Below are 25,649 nucleotides of genomic sequence, written 5' to 3'. Positions count from 1 at the left end.
CGGGGGCGAACGTTGAGATAACGTCCCCCCCCGCTTTGCTCTAGCCAGGTTGTTATGGGTGGGCATGACGGCTACTCGTCGCGCTTCTCCTCGTGGCGAGCGGCAGCCCGCGCATCGTGGATGCCCTTGATGGCAGCATGGCGGGCGGTGCGGGCGTCGTGCATGGCGTCGCGGGCCTCGGCGGCCGTTGCCTTGGCAGAGCGCAGCTTGGCGGCCAGGTCGGGATTGGTCTCGGCAACCGCGGCGATCGTGGGGCCGTCGAGCTCTTCTTGTGTGGGCTCGGCCAAAAAGTCGATGGCATACTGGGCGGCTACCATGGAGCCCTTGGCGAGCACACTCTCGTCGATCTTGTAGAAGCAGGAGTGCTGGGCATAGGTGGCGCCGATCTGGGGGTTGCGCGTGCCAACAAAGGCGAGCACGCCCGGCACACGGCGCAGGTACTCCGAGAAATCCTCGCCCGAAAGCGTGCCGCGGTAATGGCCCTCGCCTGCGGGGCCCAGGCACTTGAGCACAGCTTGGCGGCAGCGCTCGCTCGAGGCGGCATCGTTTTCGACCTTGTAGTTGGCGATAGTGTAGTCGGTGAGTTCGGCCTCGGCGCCTAGTGCTGCTGCGGTGTGCTCCACGATGCGGCGCATAAGCTCGGGCATCTCCTCATGCGTCTTGTCGCCATAGGTGCGCACTGTGCCAGCGAGGTACGCCGTGCCGGCGATAACGTTGCGCGCGGTGCCGCCGTGCAGTTCGCCGACGGTGATGACGGCGGGTTCGTAGGGGCTAATCTCGCGCGAGACGATGGTCTGCAGGGCGTTGACGATCTCTGCCGCCACCATAACGGCGTCGTGGCCGCGCTGGGGCATGGCACCGTGGCACGAGGTGCCGCGAACGTCGATGCGGAACCAGTCGGTATTGGCCATGCGCGGGCCGGGTTCGCAGCTCACGGTGCCGGCGTCGACCTCGCTCCAAATGTGAGCGGCATAGGCGCCATCGACGCCATCGAGCACGCCGGTGCCGATCATGAGCTTGGCACCCTGGCCGTTTTCCTCGCTGGGCTGGAACACGATGCGGACCTCGCCGTGAACGTCATCGGTCATGTGGCGCAGAATCTGCAACGTGCCGAGCATCATGGCGATATGGCAGTCGTGGCCGCAGGCATGCATGCAGCCCTCGTTGACGCTGGCGAACTCCTCGCCGGTCTGCTCGGTGACGGGCAGGGCGTCGATGTCGGCGCGCAGCAGGATGCGGCGGCGCGGCGTGCCGTCCTCGCGGTAGGCGTCCGGCGCGGTACCGCGAAGCGTCGCCACCAGGCCCGTCTTGAGTGGACGCTCGTAGGGGATATTCATGGCGTCGAGCTGGTTGGCGATGTCGGAGGTCGTGCGCTCCTCGGCAAGGCTCAGCTCCGGGTGCTTATGGAAGTGCCGGCGCTGCTTGATGATATAGGGTTCAAACTCGGTAGCGATATCTTGGATGGCTGCGGTGACGTCGTCAGCCGCTCGCACTTCGGTCGCCGCCATAATCTGCTGTGCCTTGGTCTTCGTCATGGTCGATTTGCTCCTTGCTGGGTTGATCGCAAAATCGTACAGGCTCTCTCCAGTATGCCACCTGCCGCTAGGGCTGGTAAAGTTGCCGTTTGCCGCTTGGGGTTTTGTTACAAGGGCGGGGGAGTACACTCGGGGGTGTTGAATTTCCTGCCAGAGATGGGGATGCCCATGCAACATATCGATCGGATTATCCGCTCCAAGAACGTCTTTACCGCGCAAGACGGCATCGATACCGCCCGCGAGCTGGCGATTGCCATCGCAGGCGACCGTATCGTCGCAGTCGGTGCGCCCGATGACGTGATTGCCGCCGCGCCTGCCGCCACGCCGGTTATCGACTACGGCGAGCAGTTTGTCTGCCCAGGTTTCCATGACGCTCATCTGCACTTCTTCCATACCTCGGTCGGCTCCTCGCCGTACATGCTCATGGATATGGGCACGTCCGAGGCGGCGCTGGTGCAACACGCGCTCGAGTTTTCCCAGGACCTGCCCGACGACGCTTGGGTTGTGACTCAGGGCTGGCGCGACTACCGTTGGGACCCGCCCGAGCATCCTACCAAGGCGTCGCTCGATGCGGCATTCCCCGATCGTCCCTGCGTTATGTATTCGGGCGACGGCCATACGCTGTGGCTCAACAGCCGCGCACTCGAGGCGCTCGGCGTCACGCGCGACAGCGAGCCGCCAGCGGGCGGTGGCTACGACAAGGACGCAAGCGGCGAGCTCACGGGCATTGCTCACGAGGCGGCTGCCATGCAGCTGCTACCGCGCTGCCTTGAGTGGCTGGGGGAGGATCGCATTGCAAGCGCTTACGCCGATCAAATGAGGCGTATGGCCGAGCAAGGCATTACCTCGATTTGCGACATGTCGCTCATGCCCATGCCGGGCTGCGATTTTATCCGCGACGACGTCTACGACAAACTGCAGGCCTCCGGCAAGCTGGGCATCCGCGCCCATCTGTTTCCCACGCTGCTGGATGACCAGTCGCGCTTGGAAGAACTCCAGACCCGCTACGCGAACAACGCGCTGCTCTCGGCGCCAGGCTTTAAACAGTTCTTCGACGGCGTGTCGAGCGAGCATACCGCATACCTCACTGAGCCCTATACCAACCCGCGCTTCCCGGGCGACCAGGGCCGCCTGACGGTCCCTGTCGAGCGTATGCGCAAGTTGGTTTTGGCGGCAGCCGAGCGTGACCATACCGTGCGCATCCACGTTATCGGCGACGGTGCCATCCATGCCGCACTCGATATCTTTGAGGAGGCGGCAGAGCTCTACGGCTTGCCCCAGCACGGTCATAACACGCTCGAGCATCTGGAGAACCTCTTGCCCGAGGATATCGATCGCCTGCGCAAGCTCAACGTGGTCGCCTCGAGCCAGCCCTGCCACATCACGCTCGATCCGGGTGGCCCAGAGCGCGACCTTGGCCTGGAGCGAAGCCGAATCATGTGGCCGTTCGCAATCTATAAGCAGCGCGGCATCCGCCAAGCCTTCGGTACTGACAGCCCTATCACGCCCGTTACCAGCATGAACGTGCTCTACACGGCTATTATGCGCCAAGACCCCAAAAGCCACTGGCCCGAGGGCGGCTGGTTGCCGAGCGAGCGTATCGATGCGGCAACGGCTCTGCGCAACTACACCCTGGGCAGCGCCTATGCAGCGGGCGACGAGCAAAACCTCGGCAGTCTGGAGCCCGGCAAGTACGCCGACCTGGTAGTCCTGGACCAAAACCCACTCACCATCGACCCCCAAGAACTCCAAGCCACCAAAGTCCAAGCCACCTACCTGGCAGGTAACTTAATCTACGAGCGCTAGCCCCATACCCCACCCACAAGGGGCGCGTTTCAGCAACGTGCCCCTTTCTTGTTCGCACCATCCGCATCGCCATTTTGCTGTACTGACTTTTCTGAATGCCGGGCCCGAATTAGTTAACCTGGCTCCCGTGTGGCTCCGGAGGGGCGGGGCATAAGGTTTATCGCGAGTTCCGCACGAGCCGAAGGCCACTTAATGTGGCCTTCGTGCGAGCAGGACTGCCCGAGCAGGAAACCTTATGCCCCGCCCCTCCGGAGCCACACGGGAGCCACCGCTAAGTTATCCCCCGGCATTCAGAAAATCTAAGTGCCAAAAAATAAGATTTTTTGACTCCGTGTTGTATAACCCGCCATTCGTGGGTACCATTCAACGCGTACGCAAACAAAAAGGGTTAATTCGCGTGGCATAACCACGCGGCCCAAAAAGGAGGAGACAAGCATGTCGTCTTTGAAGCCGCTTGCAGATCGTGTTCTGGTCAAGCCCGACGAGGCCGAGCAGAAGACCGCTTCTGGTCTGTATATCGCCAGCAACGCCCAGGAGAAGCCGCAGCGCGGCACCATCGTTGCCGTTGGTGCCGGCAAGGTCAACGACAAGGGTGAGCGCATCCCCATGGACGTCAAGGTCGGTGACGTTGTCATCTACGGTAAGTTCGGTGGCAACGAGGTCAAGGTCGACGGCGAGAAGTATCTGCTGATGCGCGCCGACGACATCTACGCTGTTGTCGAGGCCTAGTCTCGTCAGAATCTCTGATTCGTCTTTGAACGCGCCCGCCGCATAGGACTCGGAAGCGGCGACGCGAGTCACATTTCTTTTGGAGGATTACCTACCATGGCAAAGAACATTACGTTCAACACCGATGCCCGCGCTAAGCTCGCCAAGGGTGTCAACACTCTGGCCGACGCCGTTACCGTCACCATGGGCCCCAAGGGTCGCTACGTTGCTCTGCAGCGCACGTTTGGTGCCCCGACCATCACCAACGACGGCGTTTCCGTCGCCAAGGAGATTGAGCTCGAGGACAACATCGAGAACATGGGTGCCCAGCTGGTGAAGGAGGTCGCCACCAAGACCAACGACACCGTGGGTGACGGCACCACCACCGCAACCCTGCTCGCTCAGGCTATCGTCAACGACGGCCTGCGCAACGTCGCCGCTGGCGCCAACCCGCTGGCCATCCGTCGCGGCATCGACAAGGCCGTCAACGCCGCCGTCGCCGAGATGAAGAAGCAGGCCAAGCCGGTCGAGACCAAGGAGCAGATCGCTTCCGTCGGCACCATCTCCGCTGGTGACCCCGAGGTCGGCGAGAAGATCGCCGAGGCCATGGAGGTCGTGGGCAAGGACGGCGTCATCACCGTCGAGGATTCCCAGACGTTCGACATCACCATCGACACCGTCGAGGGCATGCAGTTCGACAAGGGCTATGTCTCCGCTTATTTCGTCACGGACAACGACCGCATGGAGGCCGTGATGAAGGATCCGTACATCCTCATCACCGACCAGAAGATCTCCAGCGTTCAGGACATCATGCCTGTTCTCGAGGCTGTCCAGCGCGCCGGCCGTGGCCTGCTCATCATCGCTGAGGACATCGACGGCGAGGCTCTGCCGACCCTGGTCCTCAACAAGATTCGTGGCGCTCTCAACGTCTGCGCCGTCAAGGCCCCGGGCTACGGCGATCGCCGCAAGCGCATCCTCGAGGACATCGCCGTCCTCACCGGTGGCCAGGCCGCTCTGGACGAGCTGGGCGTGAAGGTCGCTGACATCACCGCAGATATGCTCGGTACCGCTAAGTCCGTCACCATCTCCAAGGACAACACCGTCGTCGTCGGCGGCGCTGGCTCCAAGGAGGCCATCGACGCTCGTATCGCTCAGATCAAGGGTGAGATGGAGAACACCACCTCTGACTTCGACCGCGAGAAGCTCCAGGAGCGCCTGGCCAAGCTCTCCGGTGGCGTTGCCGTCATCAAGGTCGGCGCTGCTACCGAGTCCGAGCTCAAGGAGATCAAGCATCGCGTCGAGGACGCTCTGCAGGCTACCCGCGCTGCTGTCGAGGAGGGCATTGTCGCCGGTGGCGGCGTCGCCTTCATGGACGCTGCTCCTGCACTCGACGCCGTTGAGCTTGACGACCCTGAGGAGAAGATCGGTGTCGACATCGTCAAGAAGGCTCTGACCGCTCCGGTCGCCACCATCGCCAAGAACGCTGGCTTTGAGGGCGCTGTCGTGGTCGACAAGGTTGCCGAGCTGCCCGCCGGCCAGGGTCTCAACTCTGCCAACGGCGAGTGGGGCGACATGATTGAGATGGGCGTCCTCGACCCCGTCAAGGTCAGCCGCGTCACCCTGCAGAACGCTGCTTCTGTCGCCAGCCTGATCCTCATCACCGAGGCTACCGTCTCCGATGTGCCCAAGAACACTCAGCTTGAGGATGCTATCGCTGCTGCTACCGCTGGTCAGCAGGGCGGCGGTATGTACTAAGGCCGACAAGGTCTAGAACTCCCACCGGGAATCCGGGGGCGTGACGGGGGCTTCCCTCCGGAACGTCCTCGGACATGCAAAGAGGCTCCGCATCGCGCTTCGCGCTGCGGAGCCTCTTTGCGTCCTGCGGAATGTTCCGGAGGGAAGCCCCCGTCACGCCCCCGGATTCCCTGCGTTTACGGCCTTGAGGTCGGCGGGCGGAGAAGGACGTGGTCGATAGGGATACGTGTCCCCTTCGCTGTTTCGCGCTTTGCGCGAAAGGCGCGCTACTTTGGGATGGATGGGGAACGTGGTTGTTGCGGTGGCTTTTCCCTTTTGCTGTTTCGCGGCTTTGCCGCGAAAAGCGCAGCACTTTGGGATGGGCGGGTACGTTATTGTCGCGCTGCTCTGTCCCGGCCGCATTTCTAGAGCGTTTCCCCCGCCATAAATTACCCTTGGCATACTTGCGCGAAAGCCTACTGGTGCTACACTTGCAATTGCTGTTTCAGGGCGGGGTGGAATTCCCCACTGGCGGTAAATCGGACGGTGCCAAAGGGGTGCCGTGGCGCAGGCGAGGCGTCTGCGACCGAGCCGATGAGTCCGCGACCCGTGTGTGCGTTGGTTCGCATGCCGGCTGAACTGGTGAGATCCCAGTACCAACGGTTAGAGTCCGGATGAAAGAGGCAGGTGATCTTATGTCTGAACAGTCGCAGCATATCCATTTTGAGAACACGAATAGGTGGAGCACCAAACAGCTCGTTACCATGGCGTTGATGTGTGCCTTGAGCGCGTTGTTTATGTATGTGCAGCTACCCATCCTTCCCTCCGCGCCGTTTTTGACGTATGACCCGTCGCTGGTGCCGGCGATGGTGTGCGGGTTTGCGTATGGCCCCGGTGCCGGTACCGCTGTTGCCGCTATGGCGATCGTTATCCATGCGCTCACCACGGGTGACTGGGTCGGCGCGCTTATGAACCTGGTTGCCACGCTGGGCTACATTCTGCCCGCGGCCATCGTCTACCAGAAGATGCATACCTATAAGGGTGCCGTGATTGGCCTGGTGCTCGGCGTCATTGCCGCTACGGCGTTGTCTATGGTCGCAAACCTTACCATTGGCGTATGGTTCTGGTATGGCTCGGTCGATGTGATCGCCCCGCTCATGGTTCCTGCCGTGCTGCCGTTCAACCTTATCAAGACCGTCCTTAACTCGGTATTGACACTTGCGGTGTACAAGGCGGTCTCCAACCTCATCACGCCTAAAAAGGACCAGGTCAAAGGCCGCGCATGATTGAGTGTCAGGGCGTTTCCTTTAGCTATGACGGTGCCGTACCGGCACTCGACGGTGTCGATCTGAACATCGAGGACGGGGAGTTTTTCTGTATCCTCGGTGGCAATGGGTCGGGCAAGTCGACGTTTGCCAAGCATCTGAATGCGCTGCTGCAGCCCGATGCGGGCACGGTACGCATCAACGGCATGGATGCGTCCGATCCCGAGCTGGTCTACGACATTCGTTCGACCGCGGGCATGGTATTCCAGAATCCCGATGACCAGCTGGTGGCAACGCTTGTCGAAGATGACGTTGCGTTTGGTCCCGAAAACCTTGGCGTGCCATCTGCACAAATTGCGCAGCGTGTACGCGAGGCGCTGAAGGGCGTGGGCCTGGTGGGCTTTGAGCGCCACGAGACCCATGCGCTTTCGGGCGGTCAAAAGCAGCGTGTGGCGCTTGCCGGTGTGCTCGCCATGGAACCGCGCGTGCTCATTTTGGACGAGGCGTCCTCGATGCTCGATCCGCGCGGGCGCAAGGGCCTTATGAAGGCCTGTCACGTGCTGCACGAACGCGGCATGACCATCGTGATGATTACGCACTTTATGGAAGAGGCCGCCGAGGCCGATCGTGTCGCGGTGTTTCGGGCGGGGCGCGTTGCCATGCTCGGTACGCCCGAGGAGATTCTGACGCGGGCAGATGGGCTCGTGGAGCTCAACCTGGATATGCCGGCGTCGTGCTGCTTGGGCATGGCGCTTCGTGCGAAGGGCGTGCCCGTTCATGCGCAGGTGCGCGAGGCGGATATGGTCGCCGAGATTGCGCAGGTATATGCCGACCGGAGTGGGGAAGACACCGCAGGGCGGCCTTCCGCGTCCCAGTTGGAAATCGCTGACGGCACTGTTCCGGTAGACAACGAGGGCAACGCGTCGGAGCCCGTCATCGAGCTATCCCATGTTTCGTACAGTTATTCGCTCAGTCCGCGCGAGCGTCGCCGCTGGCATAAGCGCTCGGCCGTTGCGGGCAAATCGAGCAAACAGGCTCTCTGGGGAAACGACCCCAGCAGCCCGTGGGCGCTGCGCGATGTATCGCTGACGGTGCGTCGCGGCGAGTTCCTGGGCTTAGCAGGTCATACCGGTTCGGGTAAGTCGACGCTGGTCCAGCATCTCAACGGTTTGATTCGCCCCCAGGAGGGTTCCGTTTACGCGTTGGGGCTCGACCTGGCAAACAAGAAAGATGCCGCCGCGGTTAAGGCCAAGGTCGGCGTGGTGTTTCAATATCCCGAGCGTCAGCTGTTTGCCGAAACCGTGACGCAGGACGTGGCGTTTGGCCCGCACAACCTTGGCTTGTCGCAGGCCGAGGTCGCGCGCCGCGTTGAGTCATCGCTCGCGCGCGTGGGCCTCGACTTGGCCACGGTGGGCGACAAGAGTCCCTTTGAGCTTTCGGGTGGCCAACAGCGGCGCGTGGCGTTTGCCGGCGTGCTTGCCATGGAGCCCGAGGTCTTGGTACTCGATGAGCCCATGGCGGGGCTCGATCCGGCGGCGCGCAGGGATTTCCTTGAGCTTATCGATCGACTTCACCGCGATGGCCTGACCGTTGTCATGGTTTCGCATAGTATGGATGACCTGGCCAACTGCTGCGACCGCATCGTCGTGATGAACGAAGGTGCGGTGTTTGCCGAGGGAACCCCCGCGCAGGTGTTTGCACATGCCGATGAGCTCAAGTCGATCGGCTTGGGCGTACCTGCTGCTCAGCGCATGGCGTTGGCGCTCGCGGAGGCGGGCGTGCCGCTGCGTTGCGGCGGGCTCTATACGGTTGAGTCGCTGGCCGACGAGCTGGCAGATTTGCTGATCGGTCGCTCAGACGGTCCTTCTAACGTCGCGGACATTGCTAAATCCAAGACGGTCGCGCGAGAGGAGGGCTGCTAATGGAGGCGTTTTCGTTTGGCAGCTACTATCCCGGCGATAGTGCGATCCACCGCCTGGACCCGCGAACTAAGTTGCTCTTGGGCTTTGTGTTTCTGATCACGACGCTCACGGTCAGCAGCTTCCGCGGACTGGCCCCGGTCGCAATCTTCGTTGTCCTGATCTATACCGTGTCCCGGGTGCCGTTGCGCCGGGTCCTATCATCGATGGCACCATTGCTGGCGATTGTCGTGGTGGTCGCAGTGCTCAACCTGTTTTCCGACCAGAGCGGGCGCATTCTGTGGCAGCTTGGCTTTTTGCAGATAAGCGAGGGCTCGCTGCATTCCGCCGCCTTTATGGCGTGCCGCCTGAGCTTGATGATGGCCGGCATGAGCGCCATTACGCTCACCACGCCTACGCTCGACCTCACCGCGGGCTTTGAGCGTCTGCTCGCACCGTTTGCGCGCGTGGGGCTCCCTGCGCATGAGCTCGGCATGATCATGGGCATCGCGTTGCGCTTTATGCCGCAGTTTGCCACCGAGATGAAGCAGACGGCGGACGCGCAGGCAAGCCGCGGTGCGCGCGTGACGGGTGGCCCGCTCGGCGGCGTGCGTATGCTCGGCAGTGTGGCGATTCCACTGTTCACGGGCGTGTTCCGTCATGCCGAGACGTTGTCTGCCGCCATGGATGCACGCTGCTATCACGGCGAGCAGGGCCGCACGCGTCTGCATGCACTTGCATTTCGCCGCGGGGATGCGCTGGCTGCGGTTGTGACGATGCTGCTGTTTGCGTGTGTCATCGTCGTCAACCTTCAACTTGTTTAGGCGCGATTCGAGCGCAAGAAAGGGGTCCCTATGACCGACAACGACCGCACGGCTCAGCTTGAGCGCGCCTGTTCGTATCTCAGGCGCATTCCGGCGTGGTATCTGGCCACGACCGATGTGACCGACGGGCATCAGCCTCGCGTGAGGCCGTTTTCGTTTGCCATGGTCGATGACGGTAAGCTGTGGTTTTGCACGTCGCGCGACAAGGATGTGTGGGCGGAGCTGAGTGCGAATCCCAAGTTTGAGCTCTCGGGCTGGAAGCCGGGGGAATGTTGGATCGTGTTGACCGGCGAGGCCGCACTTGAGGACGACGCGGTTGCGAGCGACAAGGTGCGTCAAGCGGGTTTTAAGCACATGGTGGGCATCGGCGAGGAACACGAGAGTGCCAACGACGGCCGCCTTGCTTTCTTTTCGGTCCGCAACATTGCCGCGCGCTTCTGTGATATCGACGGCAGCGAGGAGCGCCTGGAGCTCTAGAGCGTCTCAAATTAACTACCCGTTCCGAATTAGCTAGCGCCAGGAGGACACATGGACGGATTGAATACGGTGTTGGAGTATCTGACGTCGGTGCCGGCATGGTATTTGGCGACGAGCGTTGACGGACAGCCTCATGTGCGTCCGTTTTCGTTTGCGCAGATCCAGGACGGCAAGCTGTGGTTTGTAACAGCGCGCACCAAAGATGTGTGGCAAGAGCTGCTGCAAAACCAGCGCTTTGAGGCCACGAGTTGGTGGCCGGGCCATGGCTGGCTCATCTTGCGCGGGCGTGCCGGCTTGGATGACCGGGCTTTAGGCGAAATGCGCGAAGCTGGGTGGAAGCATCTAGAGCGCCTGGGCGAGCACTATGAGGGGCCTAACGACCCCACGCTCGTCTTCTTTAGCGTCGAGGATCCCGAGGCTTTTATCTGCAATCACGACGAATGGGTGCCGGTCGAGCTCTAGCCAGCTGGCTCATCCTAACAACTTGGTTTTCGCATGGGCGGGCCCCGTATTGCCCGGCGCCGTTAGGAGCGCCGGTCAATACGGGGCCCGCTCCATTTGTCAATTCCTTCAAGCGAATGTGTCGGGAATGTTTCAATGCATGAATATGCAAGCCATTTACGTATTAATGCATCTTTTGGTGCTAAAGTTTCAACCCACTTCATAACGACCGCTGCGAAATGCGCATCGGTGCATAAATCGCAGACAAGGAGTCTGATATGTCTTTGAAGGTTGGAATCGTCGGCGCGGCTGGATATGCCGGAGCCGAGCTCATTCGCCTCGTCCTCGGTCATCCCGAGTTTGAACTTGCTGCCATTACGTCCAACGCCGATGCCGGCCAGCCGTTGTCTGCGGTGCACCCGAGCTTCACCGGCGTAAGCGATCTTGTCTTTACGACGCATGATGCCCCTGAGCTCAAGAACTGCGACGCGGTCTTTTTGGCCGTGCCGCACACGGCTGCCATGGCACAGGTGCCCGCGCTGCTTGCATCGGGCGTCTCCTGCTTTGATCTTTCGGCCGACTACCGTCTGAACGACGCGTCCGTTTTTGAGGCTTGGTATGCCGCCGAGCATACGAGCCCCGAGCTGCTCAAGACCCGTGCCTTCGGTCTGCCCGAGCTGTTCTGCCAGGACTTGGAGACCGCCGCATCCGACCATGCCGACGGCAAATCCGTGCTGGTCGCCTGCGCCGGTTGCTATCCCACCGCAACGAGCCTTGCCGCCGCGCCCGCCGTGCGCGCGGGCTGGGTGGCCGAGAACGGCCCCGTGATTGTCGATGCCATTAGCGGCGTGACGGGCGCCGGTAAGTCCTGCAACGCCCGCACCCATTTTTGCAGCGCCGACGAGAACTTGGAGGCCTACGGCGTGGGCAAGCATCGCCACACGCCCGAGATTGAGCAAATCCTTGGCCTGACCGATCGCGTCGTCTTTACCCCGCACCTGGCACCGCTCAAGCGCGGTCTGCTCTCCACGGTGACGCTGCCGCTCACGCCGCAGGCTCTCGATACCTTGACCCTTGAGGACGTTGTCGACCATTACAAGCAGTTCTACGCCGGTCGCACCTTTGTGCGCGTGCTCGATGCCGGCCAGCAGCCCAAGACGGCTTCGGTCGTCGGCACCAACGCTGCCCAGATTGGCCTCGCGCTCAACAAGCGCGCGGGCGTGCTGGTGGCGACGGGTGCTATCGACAATTTGTGCAAGGGCGCTGCGGGCCAAGCAGTCCAGTGCGCCAATATCGTCTTTGGCTTTGACGAGCGACGAGGCTTGCCTACAGTGGCGTGCCCGGTGTAGCACATTCGATTGTTAACGATTTGGTAGTCGGGCACCGAGTGGGGCGCCACTCTTAAGCTGGTCTCATGATCACGACTGGCATGGCGCACCAACCGATGTCCGTTTTTTTGTTTGACATAAGGAGTCATAAAGACGATGGATACCGAGCTGTTTGATATCAAGATTCGCGCCGTCGAGGGTGGCGTTACGGCTGCGGCTGGTTTTAAAGCTGCAGGCATCCACGCTGGGTTCCGCAAGAACCCCGAGCGTCTGGATTACGCGCTCGTCGTGCCCGATAAACCCTGTCCCGGTGCCGGCGTGTTTACCACCAATCGCTTTTGCGCGGCGCCCGTGCAGGTGAGCCGTGCCAACCTGGGCGGTGCCGACAAGGGCTACGGTATCATCGCCGGTGTTTCGGTCAACTCTGGCAATGCCAACGCCGCCACGGGTGAGACCGGCCTTGCCTGCGCGCGCGAGACGTGCAGCATCGCATCGCAGGTCATCGGCTGCGAGCCCCAGCAGATTCTGGTTGCCTCCACGGGTGTGATTGGCCAGATTCTGCCGATCGACACGTTTGAGACCGCCATTCCTGCTGCCTACGAGGCGCTCTCCGCCCACGGTGGCGCCGATGCCGCTCGCGCCATCATGACGACCGACACGCACTCCAAGGAGTACGCCGTATCCTACGTCAGTGAGGCTGCGGGTCATGCGGGCAATGTCTATACGGTAGGCGGAATGTGCAAGGGCTCGGGCATGATCATGCCCAATATGGCCACCATGATCGCAGTTATCACCACCGATGCCCCCGTCGAGCCTGTGGCACTTCATGCCCTGCTGCTCTCGACCGTCAAGCAGACCTTTAACAAGGTAACGGTCGATTCCGACACCTCGACCAACGACACCTGCATCATGCTTGCCTCCGGCGCCGCTGCCGCAGATGCCGAGCCTATCGTCGAGGGCTCCGATGCCTTTGACGAGTTGGCATTTGCCGTGCACGAGGTGTGCGAGAGCCTGGCGCGCAATATCGCCGCCGATGGTGAGGGCGCATCCAAGCTTGTTACGGTCAACGTTACCGGCGCCGCCAACGACGAGGAGGCCGATATCGCCGCCCGTGCCGTTGCTAACTCGCCGCTCGTTAAGACCTGCATCGCCGGCCACGACTGCAACTGGGGCCGCGTTGCTATGGCGCTTGGCAAGTGCGGCGTGAAGTTTAATCAGGAAGACGTTTCCATCGACATGATGGGCATGCCTGTCTGTCGCGATGGCCTGACTGTTCCCTTTGACGAGGACGAGGCTCTACGACGTTTCGAGGCGCCCGAGATCGTGATCTCGGCCGACCTGGGCGCAGGCGACGCGGCAACGACCGTGTGGACCTGCGACCTCACGCATGAGTACATCTCCATTAACGGCGACTACCGTTCCTAGATTCCAGGCACGCTGCGCATCTTGCCGCGATTGCGGACAGCGGAGCACGGCGCGATAACGATACGAAAGACGAGGCAGATTATGAAATTCGCACGCGATTGTCGTTCGAACGAATCCAACGAAGCAACCGCGCAGCTGCTGTTCGAAGCGCTGCCGTGGATTAAGAACCTGACCGGTAAGACGGTTGTTATCAAATATGGCGGAGCCGCCATGGTTGATGAGCAGCTGCGCCGCGACGTGATGAGCGACATCGTGCTGCTCAAGATCATCGGCATGCGCCCTGTTATCGTGCACGGTGGCGGCAAGGCCATCAACGAGGCGCTGAGCCACTACGACATCCCCGTCGAGTTTAAGAACGGCCAGCGCGTGACCACGCCGGCGACTATGGATATCGTGCGCGAGGTGCTGGGCGGCAAGGTTAACCAGGAGCTGGTTGCCGCCATCAACCACCACGGCAACCTGGCCGTGGGCGTGTCGGGCAGCGATGCTGGCACGCTCATCGCCGAGCCGCTCGACCCCGAGCTCGGTCGCGTGGGCAAAGTGACGCACGTTAACACCGACTATATCGAGCGCTTACTCGATAGCGAGTACATCCCCGTTATCGCTACCGTCGCGGCGGGGGAGGACGGCGGTTTCTTCAACATCAACGCCGATACCGCCGCCGGTGCCGTTGCGGCAGCGCTCCACGCGCACAAGGCGATCTTTTTGACCGACGTCGACGGCCTGTACAAGGACTCTAGCGATAAAGACTCACTCATCTCCAACCTAACACTCGACGAGGTTAACGAAATGCTCTACGGCGGCGAGGTCGATAAGGGCATGATTCCCAAGCTGCGCGCGGCCGTCGATGCGCTTGCCGGCGGCGTATTTCGCGCTCACATCATCAACGGCACCACGCCGCATTCGCTGCTGCTGGAGCTGCTGACCGATGCCGGCGTCGGCACCGTGATCCATTCTACCGAGACGGCCTACGAGTTCGATACGCATCCGCATCCGCTTTCGACCTTTGCGGCGCGTCTGGCCGAGAACCTCGACGAGGTCGAGAAGCTCCAGACGGTCTAGCTGACCGCAGCCGCCCCATTCCTGCACCCATAGGCCTGCGCCGTCCGGCGCTCAACGAAAGGCATTCCATGTCACTTGCAGCTCAGCAATCGCTTGAATCCCATTACGTTATGCATACCTTTGGCCGCTCTCCGGTCGAGTTTGTCGAGGGTCACGGCATGAAGCTCACCGGCGACGATGGTCGTGAGTACCTCGACTTTCTTGCCGGCATCGGCGTGTGCAGCCTAGGTCATGGCGACCCGGCTGTGCTCTCGGCGCTCGAGGCACAGACCAAAAAGCTCATGCATGTCTCCAATTACTTCTACATCGAGCAGCGTGGACAGGTCGCGGCGCTGCTGTCCAAGCTTGCTAACGACGACGCAGATGGTGCGCGCGTGCTTGCCGATGCCATTGCCGCCGGCGATGAGACCACGGCAGCTGCTCTTGGTGCCCCGGCTGCGGACGAGCAGGTGTGGGAGACCTTCTTTGCCAACTCCGGCGCCGAGGCCAACGAGGGCTCGATGAAGCTCGCGCGCCTGTACGCCAAGCGTGCCGGTAACGGCGGCAACACTATCGTGTGCATGCGCGGCGGCTTCCACGGCCGTACGCTCGAGACCATTGCCGCCACCATGCAGGATTGGCTGCAGGATAGTTTCCGCCCGCTGCCGGGTGGCTTTGTGGCCTGCACGCCCAACGATATCGATGAACTGCGTGCGATCTTTAAGCAGCTGGGGGGCGAAATTTGTGCCGTGATGCTCGAGCCGATCCAGGGCGAGAGCGGTGTGCACCCCATGACCGAGGAGTTTATGACGGCAGCGCGCGACCTGGCACACGAAGTGGGCGCCGTGCTTATCGCCGACGAGGTCCAGTGCGGCATCTTCCGCTCCGGCAAGCCGTTTGCATTCCAAACCTATGGCGTGGAACCCGACATCATGAGCCTTGCCAAGGGCATTGCTGATGGCGTGCCCATGGGTGCCGTCGTAGCAAAGAAGGAGATTGCCGACGTGTTTAAGCCGGGCGACCACGGCTCGACCTTTGGCGGTAGCTGCTTGGCCGTCGCGGCGTGTGCCGCGACGCTCTCCGCGCTCGTGCACGGCGATTATGCCGACCATGTTGCCAAGGTAGGCGCCTATATGGAGGCAAAGCTCGCCAAGCTGCCGAACGTGACCGAGGTGCGTGGCCGCGGCTTGATGCTCGGCTGCGATCTGGACGAAACTGTGGGTGATGCACACGACGTTGTGGCCCGTGCATTGGGGGCTGGTGCCGTGATTAACGCTACGGGTGCCCATACGCTGCGTTTCCTGCCGCCGCTCGTCTGCGAGGAATCCGACGTGGACAGTCTGATCGAGATCCTGTCGGACGTTTTGGCCTAACACAGCGAAATAACTTAACTTTGACCGGGTTCCGGACTGCGGACGTGCCCTATGTGGCATGATTCAGCGGTCTGGAGCCCGTTTTGCCACAAATCTGCAATGGCCAGGAGAGCCTTTGGACAAAAAATGCCAAATGTGAGTACTGTCACCAGCTGAATCTCATATGAAACCGACTATCTAGGATTAGTTAGACCACACATGTTCAGTTATGTTAATGGGGAAACAGCTAGCAAAGGCTTCAAATCGCTGATTCAGGGCTAGATTTACCCAGCGAAACCCAAAAATCGCTGCTACAAAATTAGTAACAGTACTCATTTTTGCCATTTTTTGGCCACGGCCTTTGTGGCGGACGTGCTGGCGGGTTCGAATCCCATGAAATGGGCCCAAGCAAAAACGGTCCCCTTTCGAGGACCGTTTCCAAATCAGTGGTGGGCGATGAGGGATGTCGCGTGCGGCTGACGCCGTCCGCTCTCGCTTCGGGCCTACGGCCCTCGCGTGCTGCGCTGGAAAACGCTTCGCGTTTCCTCAGCTCCGCACCCTTTCGGGTTCGAATCCCTCTGCGATGGGCCCAAAAATGAAAGGCCCCCATAGCTGGGAGCCTATCAAATCAGTGGTGGGCGATGAGGGATTCGAACCCCCAGCCTTGTGCGTGTAAAGCACCTGCGCTAACCGTTGCGCCAATCGCCCGTGCGGAGAGAGTATAGCAAAACAATCGCCTCATTCATCTCATATCCATTAAAGGTAACCGTCGCGTGTCGGCGCGGAGCTGATTCAGTTGAGATTGCCTGAACATTCCGCCCCTCTTTACGCCCTCGGGTATACTCAAAAGCTACTGATTCGATTTGATACCCAGCAACAGCAGAGGGGATAGTATATGTGCGGTTTTGTCGGTTTTGTCGGTGGGACGGATAACCAATCCGAGGTGCTCACCAAGATGATGGACCGCATCGTCCATCGTGGTCCCGACATGGGCGGCCAGTTTATCGACGGCCGCGTTGCCCTCGGCTTCCGCCGCTTGTCGATCCTCGACCTGACCGAGGCCGGCGCTCAGCCCATGGCCAATGAGGACGGTAGCGTCGTCATTGTCTTCAACGGCGAGATCTACAACTTCCAAGAACTCCGTTCCGAGCTCGAGGCCAAGGGCTACAAGTTCCACTGCGGCGCCGACACCGAGAGCCTCCTGCACGGCTACGAGGAGTGGGGCGAGGCAGTACTCGATCGCTTGCGCGGTATGTACGCCTTCGTCATCTGGGACAAGAAGAAGAATAAGCTTTTTGGCGCCCGTGATATCTTTGGCATCAAGCCGCTCTACTACTATCCCATGGCCGATGCGGGCGACGGCGCTCCGGGCGTGCTCTTCGGTTCCGAGATCAAGAGCTTCCTGGACTACCCGCACTTCCACAAGGCGGTCAACAAAAAGGCCCTGCGTCCGTACATGACGCTGCAGTATTCGGCAACCGAGGAGACCTTCTTCGAGGGTGTCTACAAGCTGCCGCCGGCGCATTACTTTACCGTCGATATCCCGACCGGCAAGATGAACATCGAGCGCTACTGGGATTGCGATTACTCTGCCGTCGAGAAGCCGTTCGAGGAGTACGTCGACGAGCTGGATGAGGTCGTGCACGAGAGCGTCGAGGCCCATCGCATCGCTGACGTCAAGGTCGCGTCGTTCCTCTCCGGCGGCGTCGACTCCAGCTACATCGCCGCTTGCCTCATGCCCGACAAGACCTTCTCGGTGGGCTTTGACTACAAGAACTTCAACGAGACCAACTACGCCAAGGAACTTTCTGACAAGCTCGGCGTCGAGAATGTCCGCAAGATGATTACCGCCGACGAGTTCTTCGGTGCGCTCGAGGACATCCAGTATCACATGGACGAGCCGCAGTCCAACCTGTCTTCCGTGCCGCTGTGGTTCTTGGCCGAGATGGCCCGCAAGGACGTCACCGTCGTGCTTTCGGGCGAAGGTGCCGACGAGCTCTTTGGCGGCTACGCCTACTACGAGGACACGGTCCCGGTCCGCAAGTACAAAAAGATGGTGCCGCTGCCCATCCGTCGCGCGCTCGGTAACCTGGCGTTGCATATGCCGTACTTCAAGGGACATAACTTCCTGGTCAAGGGTGCCGAGATCCCCGAGAAGTCGTTCCTGGGACAGGCTCTGGTATGGCCGGAGCGCGAGGTCGACGGCGTGCTCAAGCCCGAGTACAACACCGGCGATGGCGCCTTCGAGCTTGCCGCTCCCATCTATGCGCGCGTGAAGGGTCAGCCCGAGCTGGTCAAGAAGCAGTACCTGGACATGAACATGTGGCTTCCGGGCGACATTCTGCTCAAGGCCGACAAGATGTGCATGGCGCACTCGCTGGAGCTGCGCGTGCCCTTCCTGGACCGCAAAGTCATGGAGTTCGCCGAGCACATTCCCGACCGCTACCGCATCAACGAGAACGGCAACAAACAGGTACTCCGCCACGCTGCCAACAAGTCGCTGCCCGATGAGTGGGCCACCCGTCCCAAGGTGGGCTTCCCGGTGCCGATTGTCTACTGGCTGCGCGAGCAAAAGTGGTACGACTATGTCAAGGAGTACTTCACCGCGCCGTGGGCAAGCGAGTTCTTCGATACCGACGAGCTCATGCACCTGCTCGATCTGCACTTTGCGGGCAAGGGCGATTTCCAGCGCAAGATCTATACGCCGCTCGTGTTCCTGGTGTGGTACAAGCGCTTCTTTATCGACGAGGACCAGCCCGCTGTTCAGGCTGCCTAGCCTCGGCTTACGAACGCCTGCGCGTAACGGCTCCTCCGGGAGCCGTTTTTGCATGGCGCGTTTCAGTTACTATAAAAGCCGTCCCTGCCAATGGCTGAGAAAGGTGAAAGATGCACCATTCGGATTCCGCAACCGTGACCACGGTCGATACGCTCGCCAAGCTACTCGATGCGTGCGGCGAGCTGCGCGCATTGGAGCAGGTTGACGAGCGCGCGGTGACCGGCTGCTCGTTTGATTCGCGCGCGGTATCGGCAGGTGACGTGTTCTTTTGCAAAGGCGCTGCCTTTAAGCCCGCGTTTTTGAGCATGGCGCTCGATGCGGGCGCCGTCGCATTTGTGTGCGAGGAGTCGCTGGTCGAGTCTCTGGAGCCGCTGGCGCAGGAGAGCGGTGCTGCGATGCTGGTTGTTGATAGCGTTCGCACGGCCATGGCCCTGTTGCCGCCGGAGGTCTACGACCGTCCCGACCACGACGTCAAGATCGTGGGTATCACCGGTACCAAGGGAAAGACCACGGCCGCTTTTATGCTCCAGTCCATCATCAAAGCGGCGGGCGAGTTCTGCGGCATGATCGGCTCGGTGAACACCGACGATGGCATCGAGTGCTACGAGAGCACCAATACTACGCCCGAGGCCCCAGAGGTCTGGCGCCATATCGCCAACTGCCGCACGTCAGGTCGCCAGTCCATGGTCATGGAGGTCTCGAGCCAGGCGCTCAAGTACCAACGCGTCGAGAATCTGCCGTTTGACGTGGCGTGCTTCCTCAACATCGGCCGTGACCACATCTCGCCGATCGAACACCCCACGTTTGAGGATTATTTTGAGAGCAAACTCAGGATCTTTGACCAGGCAAAGACCGCCGTGGTGAATCTGGGCACCGAAGAGGTTGACCGTGTGTTGGAGGCAGCGTCGACGGCCGAGCGCTTGGTGACCGTTGGCGTCGAGCATCCCGAGGCAAGCCTGTGGGCGAGCGATGTGCGCATGGTCGGCTTTAACATCGAGTTTAACCTGCATGGCCTGTGTGCCGACGAGTCCGAGGCGGGGGAGAAGGTCCTGCTGGGCATCGCGGGCGACTTTAACGTGGAAAACGCGCTGGTCGCTATCGCCGCTGCGCGCGAGATCGGCATCGGTATCGAGGCTATCAAGAAGGGCCTCTCCAAACTGCGTGTACCGGGCCGTATGGAGGTCGTGGAGTCGAAGGACGGCCGCGTGATCTGCGTCGTTGACTATGCGCACAACCAGCTTTCGTTCCGTTCGCTTTTCTCGTCGGTCAAGCGCGCGTTTCCCACTAGTCCAGTCATTGCAGTGTTTGGCGCTGCCGGCGGCAAGGCGCAGGAGCGCCGCGAGCAGCTTCCGCGCGAGGCCGCACCGTATTCCGACCTGATGATCTTTGCCAACGAGGATCCAGCTCACGAGGACCCGATGAAGGTCTGTCGCGAGCTTGCCGAGCATGTTCCCGACGATACGCCGAACAAGATCATCCTCGACCGCGAAGCCGCTGTGCACGCGGCGTTCAAGGCGGCGCGCGAGGAGTACGTCAACCCCGATGCTCCCACCATTGTCTTGCTGCTGGCAAAGGGTGACGAGGAACTCATGCACGTGGGCGACGAGTTTGTGCCCATCGAGAGCGACCTTTCGCTGGCCAATCGCCTAATCGATGTTACCCAGTTTGACTAATGAACCATGATGGCGGCGGCGCCCTGAGTGCGCTGTCGCCATAAGCGTGTTCCCTCAATCAAAACATGCCGTCCAAGTCCAAACCCTTCTATGTAAACGGAGTAACCATGTCCCACAACACCCTGCCGACTGTTGCCGAGCTTTCGGGCGAGATGCGCGAGCGTCTTGCCAAGGTTAAGTACGTCTTTACCGACCTGGACGCCACCATGCTCGCGCCCGGCTCGTGCGTGCTGCGCGACAACGACGGCAACCCCTCGACCAAGCTCGTCGAGGCTGTCGTGGCACTTGCCCGCGCTGGTATTCAGGTGGTTCCCACCTCGGGCCGCAACCGCACCATGATCCACGAGGATGCGCGCGTGCTTGGCCTCAACTCCTACATCGGCGAGATGGGTGGCCTGGTCATGTACGATCTCAAGGCCAACGATTGGGAGTATCTGACCGGCGATATGCCCTACGACCCCGCCTGCGGCCTCACGCCGCATCAGGTGATCGAGCAGACTGGCGTATGCGAGAAGATTCTCGCCCGCTGGCCGCATAAGATCGAGTACCACAACGACATGTCGACTGGCTACAAGTACCGCGAGGTCACCGTCGGCATGCGCGGCGATGTGCCCGACGACGAGGTCCAGGCCATTCTCGACGAGGCCGGCTGTGGCCTGGTGTGGGCCTGTAACGGTCACCTGACGCATCTGTCCAAGCCGACGACGCTCGAGCTCGATCGCGTCGAGGACGGTCGCGCATTCAACATCAACCCCGCGGGCCTCAACAAGGGCGTTGCCATCGCACGTTTCTGCGAGCACCTGGGGATCGAGCGCGAGGAGACGCTCGCGCTCGGCGACTCCGAGTCCGACTTCTACATGGCCGATCACGTGGGCACGTTCTGCCTGGTCGAGAATGGCCTGACGAGCGCCGGCGCGCCCGAGTTCCTGGATACCTGCGATAACGCCTACGTCACGCGCGGCAAGATTGTCGACGGCTGGGCGGCAACGGCAGAGCTGCTCGTCGCGGCTCGTTCGTAGCGCGGTCCTATCGTTCTGAGCCATATCTTTTCGAGAGAGAATCTGGTGAGGTAATGTCCGATATCGAGAATCTGGCCGGGGACACGCGCCCCATTGGCGTGTTCGACTCGGGCCTGGGCGGTCTGACGGTTGCGCGTGCGATTGCGACGGCGTTGCCGCACGAGTCCGTCTACTACTTTGGCGACACCAAACGCTGTCCTTATGGCACCCGCACCGAGGACGAGGTGCGTTCGTTTGCACTGCAGGCGGGCCGTTGGCTGTCGAAGCACGACGTCAAGATCATGGTCATCGCCTGCAATACAGCGACCGCTGCGGCCTTGCGTTTGGCCCAGCAGGTGCTCGACGTCCCCGTCATCGGTGTGATCGCACCGGGCGCACGCGCGGCAATCAACAGCACCCGCACGCGCCGGGTGGGCGTGCTCGCCACCAACCTCACCATTCGCTCGGGTGCTTACACGCGCGCCATTCAGGACCTGGATGCCGGTGTTGACGTATACGGCTGCCCTGCCTCGAGCTTTGTCGAGGTCGTTGAGCACGAGCTCGCCTCGGGTGCGCATCTGCAGGAGCAGTGGCTTGAGAACGAGGACATCTTCGATACACCTGCCGTGCGTGCGCTGGTGGGTGCCACGGTTGAGCCGCTGCGCGACCACGGTATCGATACCGTGGTGCTCGGCTGTACGCATTTTCCGCTGTTGGTGGGACCTATCCGCCATGCGCTGGGGCCTGGGGTGCGCGTCGTGAGTTCCGCCGAGGAGACCACGCGCGAGCTGACCGATATCCTCACGCGCCGCGAGCAGCTGGCGGGCGACGCCGCCGAGCCGCAGCATCGTTTTGCAACGACGGCCGATAACATTGCCGAGTTTGCGGTGGCGGGCAGCTTTATCTTTGGCCAGCCGCTCAAGAGCATTGAGCATATCGATATCGATGAACTGAAATAGATGTAAGGCAGCCGCCAAAGCCTTCGCCACATCTTTTGCCGAAAGGATATTTCTATGGAGTACATGCAGGTCAACCGCGCCAACGGTCGCGCTGCCAACGAGTTGCGCCCCGTTAAGCTCACCCGTGGCGTCATGAAGCACGCCCACGGCTCGTGTTTGGCCGAGTTCGGCGACACGCGCGTGCTGTGCGCCGCCACTATCGAGGAGGGCGTGCCGGGCTGGCGAAAGGGAGCTAAGGCCGGCTGGGTGACCGCGGAATACGCCATGCTGCCGACGTCGACCGGCAAGCGCTGCAAGCGCGAGCATGCCAACCGCAAGGGTCGCTCCATGGAGATCGAGCGCCTCATTGGCCGCAGCCTGCGTACCGTCGTCAACATGAAGGCGCTCGGCGAGTACACCGTCACCGTCGACTGCGATGTGATTCAGGCCGATGGCGGCACGCGTACAGCGAGCATCACCGGCGCCTGGGTGGCGCTGCACGACGCCCTTGCCATGTGGGTCGAGGCGGGCAAGATCGAGCGCATCCCGCTTACCGGCCAGGTGGCTGCCATCTCCATGGGCGTTGTCGACGGCAATACACTGCTTGACCTCGATTATTTCGAGGACAGCCACGCCGAGGTCGACATGAACCTCGTCGCCACCGACACCGGTGAGATGATCGAGCTCCAGGGTACTGGCGAGCAGGCGCCCTTCGACCGCAAGCGCCTCAACGCCCTACTCGACCTGGGCGACAAGGGTATCGCCGAGCTCATCGAGCTCCAGTGCCAAGCCCTCGCCTAACCTGCCAAAAAGGGACAGGTTTATTTTGGCAGGTTTTATCTGGGAAAACGTCGAAGTATAAGACTGCCGTTGATTGAGAGGGGAGAGGCGGAGGCCCTCGTCGCCCTCGGCGCGGCATTGCTATAGAGACAAGGAGACCACTCATGGCACTTGAGAAGATCGACATCGACACCCTCGACCCGGCGGCGACCATTGTCGTGGCAACGGGCAACGCCCATAAGCTCACCGAGATCGAGGCCATTTTGGGCAAGGTCATGCCCGAGGTGCGCTTTGTGGCGCTCGGCCAGCTGGGCGAATTTGAGGACCCCGAGGAAAACGGCACGACGTTTTTGGAGAACGCCATCATCAAGGCGCAGGCTGCCGTCGAAGAGACGGGGCTCATGGCCATTGCCGACGATTCGGGCTTGGTCGTCGACGCGCTTGACGGCGAGCCGGGCGTGTATAGCGCGCGCTATGCGGGCGTGCACGGAGACGATGCCGCCAACAACGCCAAGCTTCTCGTTAACCTGGAAGGCGTGGCGGACGAGGACCGCACCGCGCGCTTTATGAGCGTCGTTGCGCTTATCGACACGGATGGTCTGGTCACCTATGGCGAGGGCGCCTGCGAGGGCGTTATCGCACACGAGGGCCGCGGCGATCACGGCTTTGGCTATGACCCGCTGTTCCTGCCGGTCGACACGCCGGGCAAGACCATGGCCGAGCTGACGGCGGACGAGAAGAACGCCATCAGCCATCGTTTCCACGCGCTCGAGCATCTGTCCGCCAAACTGACGGGCGAGGAGTAGACCGTGCGTGCGGTGGTGCAGCGCGTACTCAACGCCGGCGTGACGGTCGACGGCGAGTGCGTGGGCAAAATTGGGCGCGGCTATCTGGTGCTGCTGGGCGTGGGCCACGGCGACACGCGCGCCGAGGCCGATAAGCTGTGGGGCAAGCTCCGGGGCTTGCGCATCAACGAGGACGAGAACGGCAAGACCAACCTGGCACTTGCCGATGTCGACGGCGAGGTGCTCGTGGTGTCGCAGTTCACGCTGTTCGCTGACTGCCGCCACGGTCGCCGTCCGTCGTTTACCGATGCAGGCGCGCCCGATGTTGCCAACGAGCTCTACGAGTACTTCCTGACGCTCGTTCGTCAAGATGTCGAACACGTGGCGCACGGCATCTTTGGCGCCGATATGAAAGTCGACTTGGTCAACGACGGCCCATTCACCATCGTCTTGGACACGGACAACCTTTAGGTTACGCGGTTTTACCAAACCGCGTAACAACTGGTCATGCGAGGTTGTCTTCTGGTACGTATTTGGGACGGGGCTTATTTAGCTACTTGCGTATGGCGGCAGCAGGGTGCTATAGTATTAGAGTTTTGTCTATCTTAGGGGTATTATCCCCTTTTTGAATTGCACCTTCTGGAGGCCCTGTTCATGGAAGAGATGGAAGTCAATCACGTCGACGACATCCACGAGAAGCTGACCGATATGGTGGGCGATCGCGTCAAGGTGAAGGCCAACATGGGCCGCACCCGCGTCGTCGAGCGCATGGGCACCATCAAGAGCGTCCACCCCGCCGTCTTTATCGTCGAGGTTGACGAGCGTCGCGGCCGCAAGTCGCGTCAGTCCTACCAGTATATCGATGTCCTCACCGGTCAGGTCGAGCTGTTCGACCCCGAGAGCGGCGAGCATATCTTTACCCCGCTCGGCAATCAGCTCGAGGAGCACTAGCGGTGACCGATCGGTCCCTGACCCTTTCCGCGCCGGCAAAGATTAACCTCTACCTGGGGGTTCATACCGAGCGCGATGACCGCGGCTACCACAGGGTCGATTCCCTGATGGCAGCCGTCGGTCTTGTCGATACCGTGACGGTTACGCCGGCGCAGGCGCTGACCGTCCAGACGATTCCGGCATCCGACTTTCCCATGCAAAAGAATACGGCGTATCGGGCTGCGGTTGCTATGGCCGAGCATTATGGTCGCGAGGCAAACATCTGCGTGACGATTGAGAAGCGCATTCCATTGTGCGCCGGCTTGGGCGGCCCCTCGACGGATGCGGCCGCGGTCATTGTCGCCTTGGCGGAGCTCTGGGGAATTGATCGCACCGACCCCGCGCTCGACGACATTGCGCGGGGTATTGGTGCTGACGTCCCGTTCTTTTTGCACGCGAGCCTTGCGTTCTACGTAGGTGGGGGAGACGTGCTGGCAACTGAGTATCCCGCGCTGCTCGCAACGCCCGTCGTGTTGGTCAAGCCGCGCGAGGCAAGCGTTTCAACAATTGAAGCCTATCGACGTTTTGACGAGGCTCCGGTGCCTGCAGACAAGCCCGGCGCGATAGCTTCTGCCTTGCATGCTGGTGATGCCGAGATGGCATATGCGCTCATCCATAACAACCTAGGTGTCATTTCCGCACAGATGGAGCCGCAGATTCAAATGGTTCTCGATTGGCTGCGTAAACAGGACGGCACCGTTGCTGTAGATGTGTGCGGATCGGGTGCCTGCTCATTTGCCATTTGCGACACCGCCGCCACGGCCGAAAGGCTTGCCGACACTGCCCTGCAAAACGGCTGGTGGTCCTGCGCGACGGAGCTCATTCCCAACACGGTTCGCATCGAAGCGCCAAAGAAATAAAAAATTATCTAGCAC

At 61.2% G+C, this 25,649-nt stretch carries 22 protein-coding genes, 1 tRNA gene and 1 riboswitch; of the genes, 21 read left to right on the top strand and 2 right to left on the bottom strand.

All coding sequences use genetic code 11. The annotated features are described in order from the left end of the window. Window positions 1-71 precede the first annotated feature (71 nt). Window positions 72-1,535 carry a M20 family metallopeptidase gene (locus DWW73_RS01890; protein ID WP_117778592.1) on the bottom strand — a complete coding sequence of 488 codons (1,464 nt, stop codon included), beginning with the start codon at window positions 1,533-1,535 and terminating at the stop codon, window positions 72-74. Between the two features lie 168 nt (window positions 1,536-1,703). Between DWW73_RS01890 and DWW73_RS01885 the strand changes: the two genes are divergently transcribed. From DWW73_RS01885 to DWW73_RS01830, 12 genes are all read left to right on the top strand, one after another. Further along, window positions 1,704-3,341: an amidohydrolase gene (locus tag DWW73_RS01885; protein ID WP_233509085.1), complete on the top strand. Its 1,638-nt coding sequence runs from the start codon at window positions 1,704-1,706 to the stop codon at window positions 3,339-3,341. 435 nt (window positions 3,342-3,776) lie between these two features. Continuing rightward, the gene (gene groES / locus DWW73_RS01880) at window positions 3,777-4,070 is read left to right on the top strand and encodes a co-chaperone GroES (protein ID WP_022094351.1); all 294 of its coding nucleotides are present in this window, start codon (window positions 3,777-3,779) and stop codon (window positions 4,068-4,070) included. Window positions 4,071-4,166: 96 nt separating this feature from the next. After that, on the top strand, window positions 4,167-5,804 hold the full coding sequence (gene groL, locus DWW73_RS01875; protein WP_022094352.1) for a chaperonin GroEL: 1,638 nt from the start codon (window positions 4,167-4,169) through the stop codon (window positions 5,802-5,804). A gap of 476 nt (window positions 5,805-6,280) precedes the next feature. After that, window positions 6,281-6,473: riboswitch (FMN riboswitch) on the top strand. A gap of 5 nt (window positions 6,474-6,478) precedes the next feature. Continuing rightward, the gene (locus tag DWW73_RS01870) at window positions 6,479-7,069 is read left to right on the top strand and encodes an ECF transporter S component (protein WP_117778591.1); all 591 of its coding nucleotides are present in this window, start codon (window positions 6,479-6,481) and stop codon (window positions 7,067-7,069) included. Then, window positions 7,066-8,970, top strand: a complete 1,905-nt coding sequence (locus tag DWW73_RS01865) for an energy-coupling factor transporter ATPase (protein WP_117778590.1) — start codon at window positions 7,066-7,068, stop codon at window positions 8,968-8,970. Before DWW73_RS01870 ends, DWW73_RS01865 begins: the two co-directional genes overlap by 4 nt. Beyond that, on the top strand, window positions 8,970-9,770 hold the full coding sequence (locus DWW73_RS01860; protein ID WP_055252301.1) for an energy-coupling factor transporter transmembrane protein EcfT: 801 nt from the start codon (window positions 8,970-8,972) through the stop codon (window positions 9,768-9,770). The genes DWW73_RS01865 and DWW73_RS01860 overlap by 1 nt, the downstream gene beginning before the upstream one ends. A gap of 30 nt (window positions 9,771-9,800) precedes the next feature. Beyond that, entirely contained in the window at window positions 9,801-10,247 is a 447-nt protein-coding gene (locus DWW73_RS01855) for a pyridoxamine 5'-phosphate oxidase family protein (protein ID WP_117563813.1), read from the top strand. 51 nt (window positions 10,248-10,298) lie between these two features. After that, window positions 10,299-10,709: a pyridoxamine 5'-phosphate oxidase family protein gene (locus tag DWW73_RS01850; protein ID WP_117637582.1), complete on the top strand. Its 411-nt coding sequence runs from the start codon at window positions 10,299-10,301 to the stop codon at window positions 10,707-10,709. A 257-nt stretch (window positions 10,710-10,966) separates the two neighbouring features. Next, entirely contained in the window at window positions 10,967-12,037 is a 1,071-nt protein-coding gene (argC, locus tag DWW73_RS01845) for an N-acetyl-gamma-glutamyl-phosphate reductase (protein WP_117770107.1), read from the top strand. A 135-nt stretch (window positions 12,038-12,172) separates the two neighbouring features. After that, entirely contained in the window at window positions 12,173-13,441 is a 1,269-nt protein-coding gene (gene argJ / locus DWW73_RS01840; RefSeq protein WP_199413447.1) for a bifunctional glutamate N-acetyltransferase/amino-acid acetyltransferase ArgJ, read from the top strand. Window positions 13,442-13,522: 81 nt separating this feature from the next. Then, window positions 13,523-14,503: an acetylglutamate kinase gene (gene argB, locus DWW73_RS01835; RefSeq protein WP_117778588.1), complete on the top strand. Its 981-nt coding sequence runs from the start codon at window positions 13,523-13,525 to the stop codon at window positions 14,501-14,503. A gap of 68 nt (window positions 14,504-14,571) precedes the next feature. After that, entirely contained in the window at window positions 14,572-15,855 is a 1,284-nt protein-coding gene (locus tag DWW73_RS01830) for an aminotransferase class III-fold pyridoxal phosphate-dependent enzyme (protein WP_117778587.1), read from the top strand. 611 nt (window positions 15,856-16,466) lie between these two features. Here DWW73_RS01830 and DWW73_RS01825 read toward each other — a convergent pair. After that, window positions 16,467-16,542 (bottom strand) — tRNA-Val (locus DWW73_RS01825). Between the two features lie 187 nt (window positions 16,543-16,729). On the opposite strand from DWW73_RS01825, the gene asnB reads away from it, so the two are divergent. The 9 genes from asnB (at window position 16,730) to ispE (ending at window position 25,634) form a co-directional block, all read left to right on the top strand. Beyond that, entirely contained in the window at window positions 16,730-18,610 is a 1,881-nt protein-coding gene (gene asnB, locus DWW73_RS01820) for an asparagine synthase (glutamine-hydrolyzing) (RefSeq protein WP_117563808.1), read from the top strand. A gap of 110 nt (window positions 18,611-18,720) precedes the next feature. Further along, window positions 18,721-20,283: a Mur ligase family protein gene (locus DWW73_RS01815; protein ID WP_117778586.1), complete on the top strand. Its 1,563-nt coding sequence runs from the start codon at window positions 18,721-18,723 to the stop codon at window positions 20,281-20,283. A gap of 107 nt (window positions 20,284-20,390) precedes the next feature. Next, complete coding sequence (locus DWW73_RS01810; RefSeq protein ID WP_117778585.1) at window positions 20,391-21,302, top strand: HAD family hydrolase; 912 nt, start codon at window positions 20,391-20,393, stop codon at window positions 21,300-21,302. 53 nt (window positions 21,303-21,355) lie between these two features. Beyond that, the gene (murI, locus tag DWW73_RS01805) at window positions 21,356-22,240 is read left to right on the top strand and encodes a glutamate racemase (protein ID WP_117778584.1); all 885 of its coding nucleotides are present in this window, start codon (window positions 21,356-21,358) and stop codon (window positions 22,238-22,240) included. Window positions 22,241-22,294: 54 nt separating this feature from the next. After that, window positions 22,295-23,020, top strand: a complete 726-nt coding sequence (gene rph / locus DWW73_RS01800) for a ribonuclease PH (RefSeq protein ID WP_117778583.1) — start codon at window positions 22,295-22,297, stop codon at window positions 23,018-23,020. A gap of 143 nt (window positions 23,021-23,163) precedes the next feature. Next, a complete protein-coding gene (rdgB, locus tag DWW73_RS01795) occupies window positions 23,164-23,805 on the top strand; it encodes an RdgB/HAM1 family non-canonical purine NTP pyrophosphatase (protein WP_117635961.1) in 642 nt (213 codons plus the stop codon). A gap of 3 nt (window positions 23,806-23,808) precedes the next feature. Beyond that, a complete protein-coding gene (dtd, locus tag DWW73_RS01790; RefSeq protein WP_089572532.1) occupies window positions 23,809-24,255 on the top strand; it encodes a D-aminoacyl-tRNA deacylase in 447 nt (148 codons plus the stop codon). A gap of 183 nt (window positions 24,256-24,438) precedes the next feature. Continuing rightward, a complete protein-coding gene (locus tag DWW73_RS01785) occupies window positions 24,439-24,735 on the top strand; it encodes a Veg family protein (protein WP_006234957.1) in 297 nt (98 codons plus the stop codon). Between the two features lie 2 nt (window positions 24,736-24,737). Then, a complete protein-coding gene (ispE, locus tag DWW73_RS01780; RefSeq protein ID WP_117778582.1) occupies window positions 24,738-25,634 on the top strand; it encodes a 4-(cytidine 5'-diphospho)-2-C-methyl-D-erythritol kinase in 897 nt (298 codons plus the stop codon). Window positions 25,635-25,649: the final 15 nt, after the last annotated feature.

This window comes from Collinsella sp. AF16-8 (genome assembly GCF_003462695.1).
Lineage (GTDB): Bacteria > Actinomycetota > Coriobacteriia > Coriobacteriales > Coriobacteriaceae > Collinsella.
This window is presented reverse-complemented; position numbering and strand designations above follow the sequence as displayed.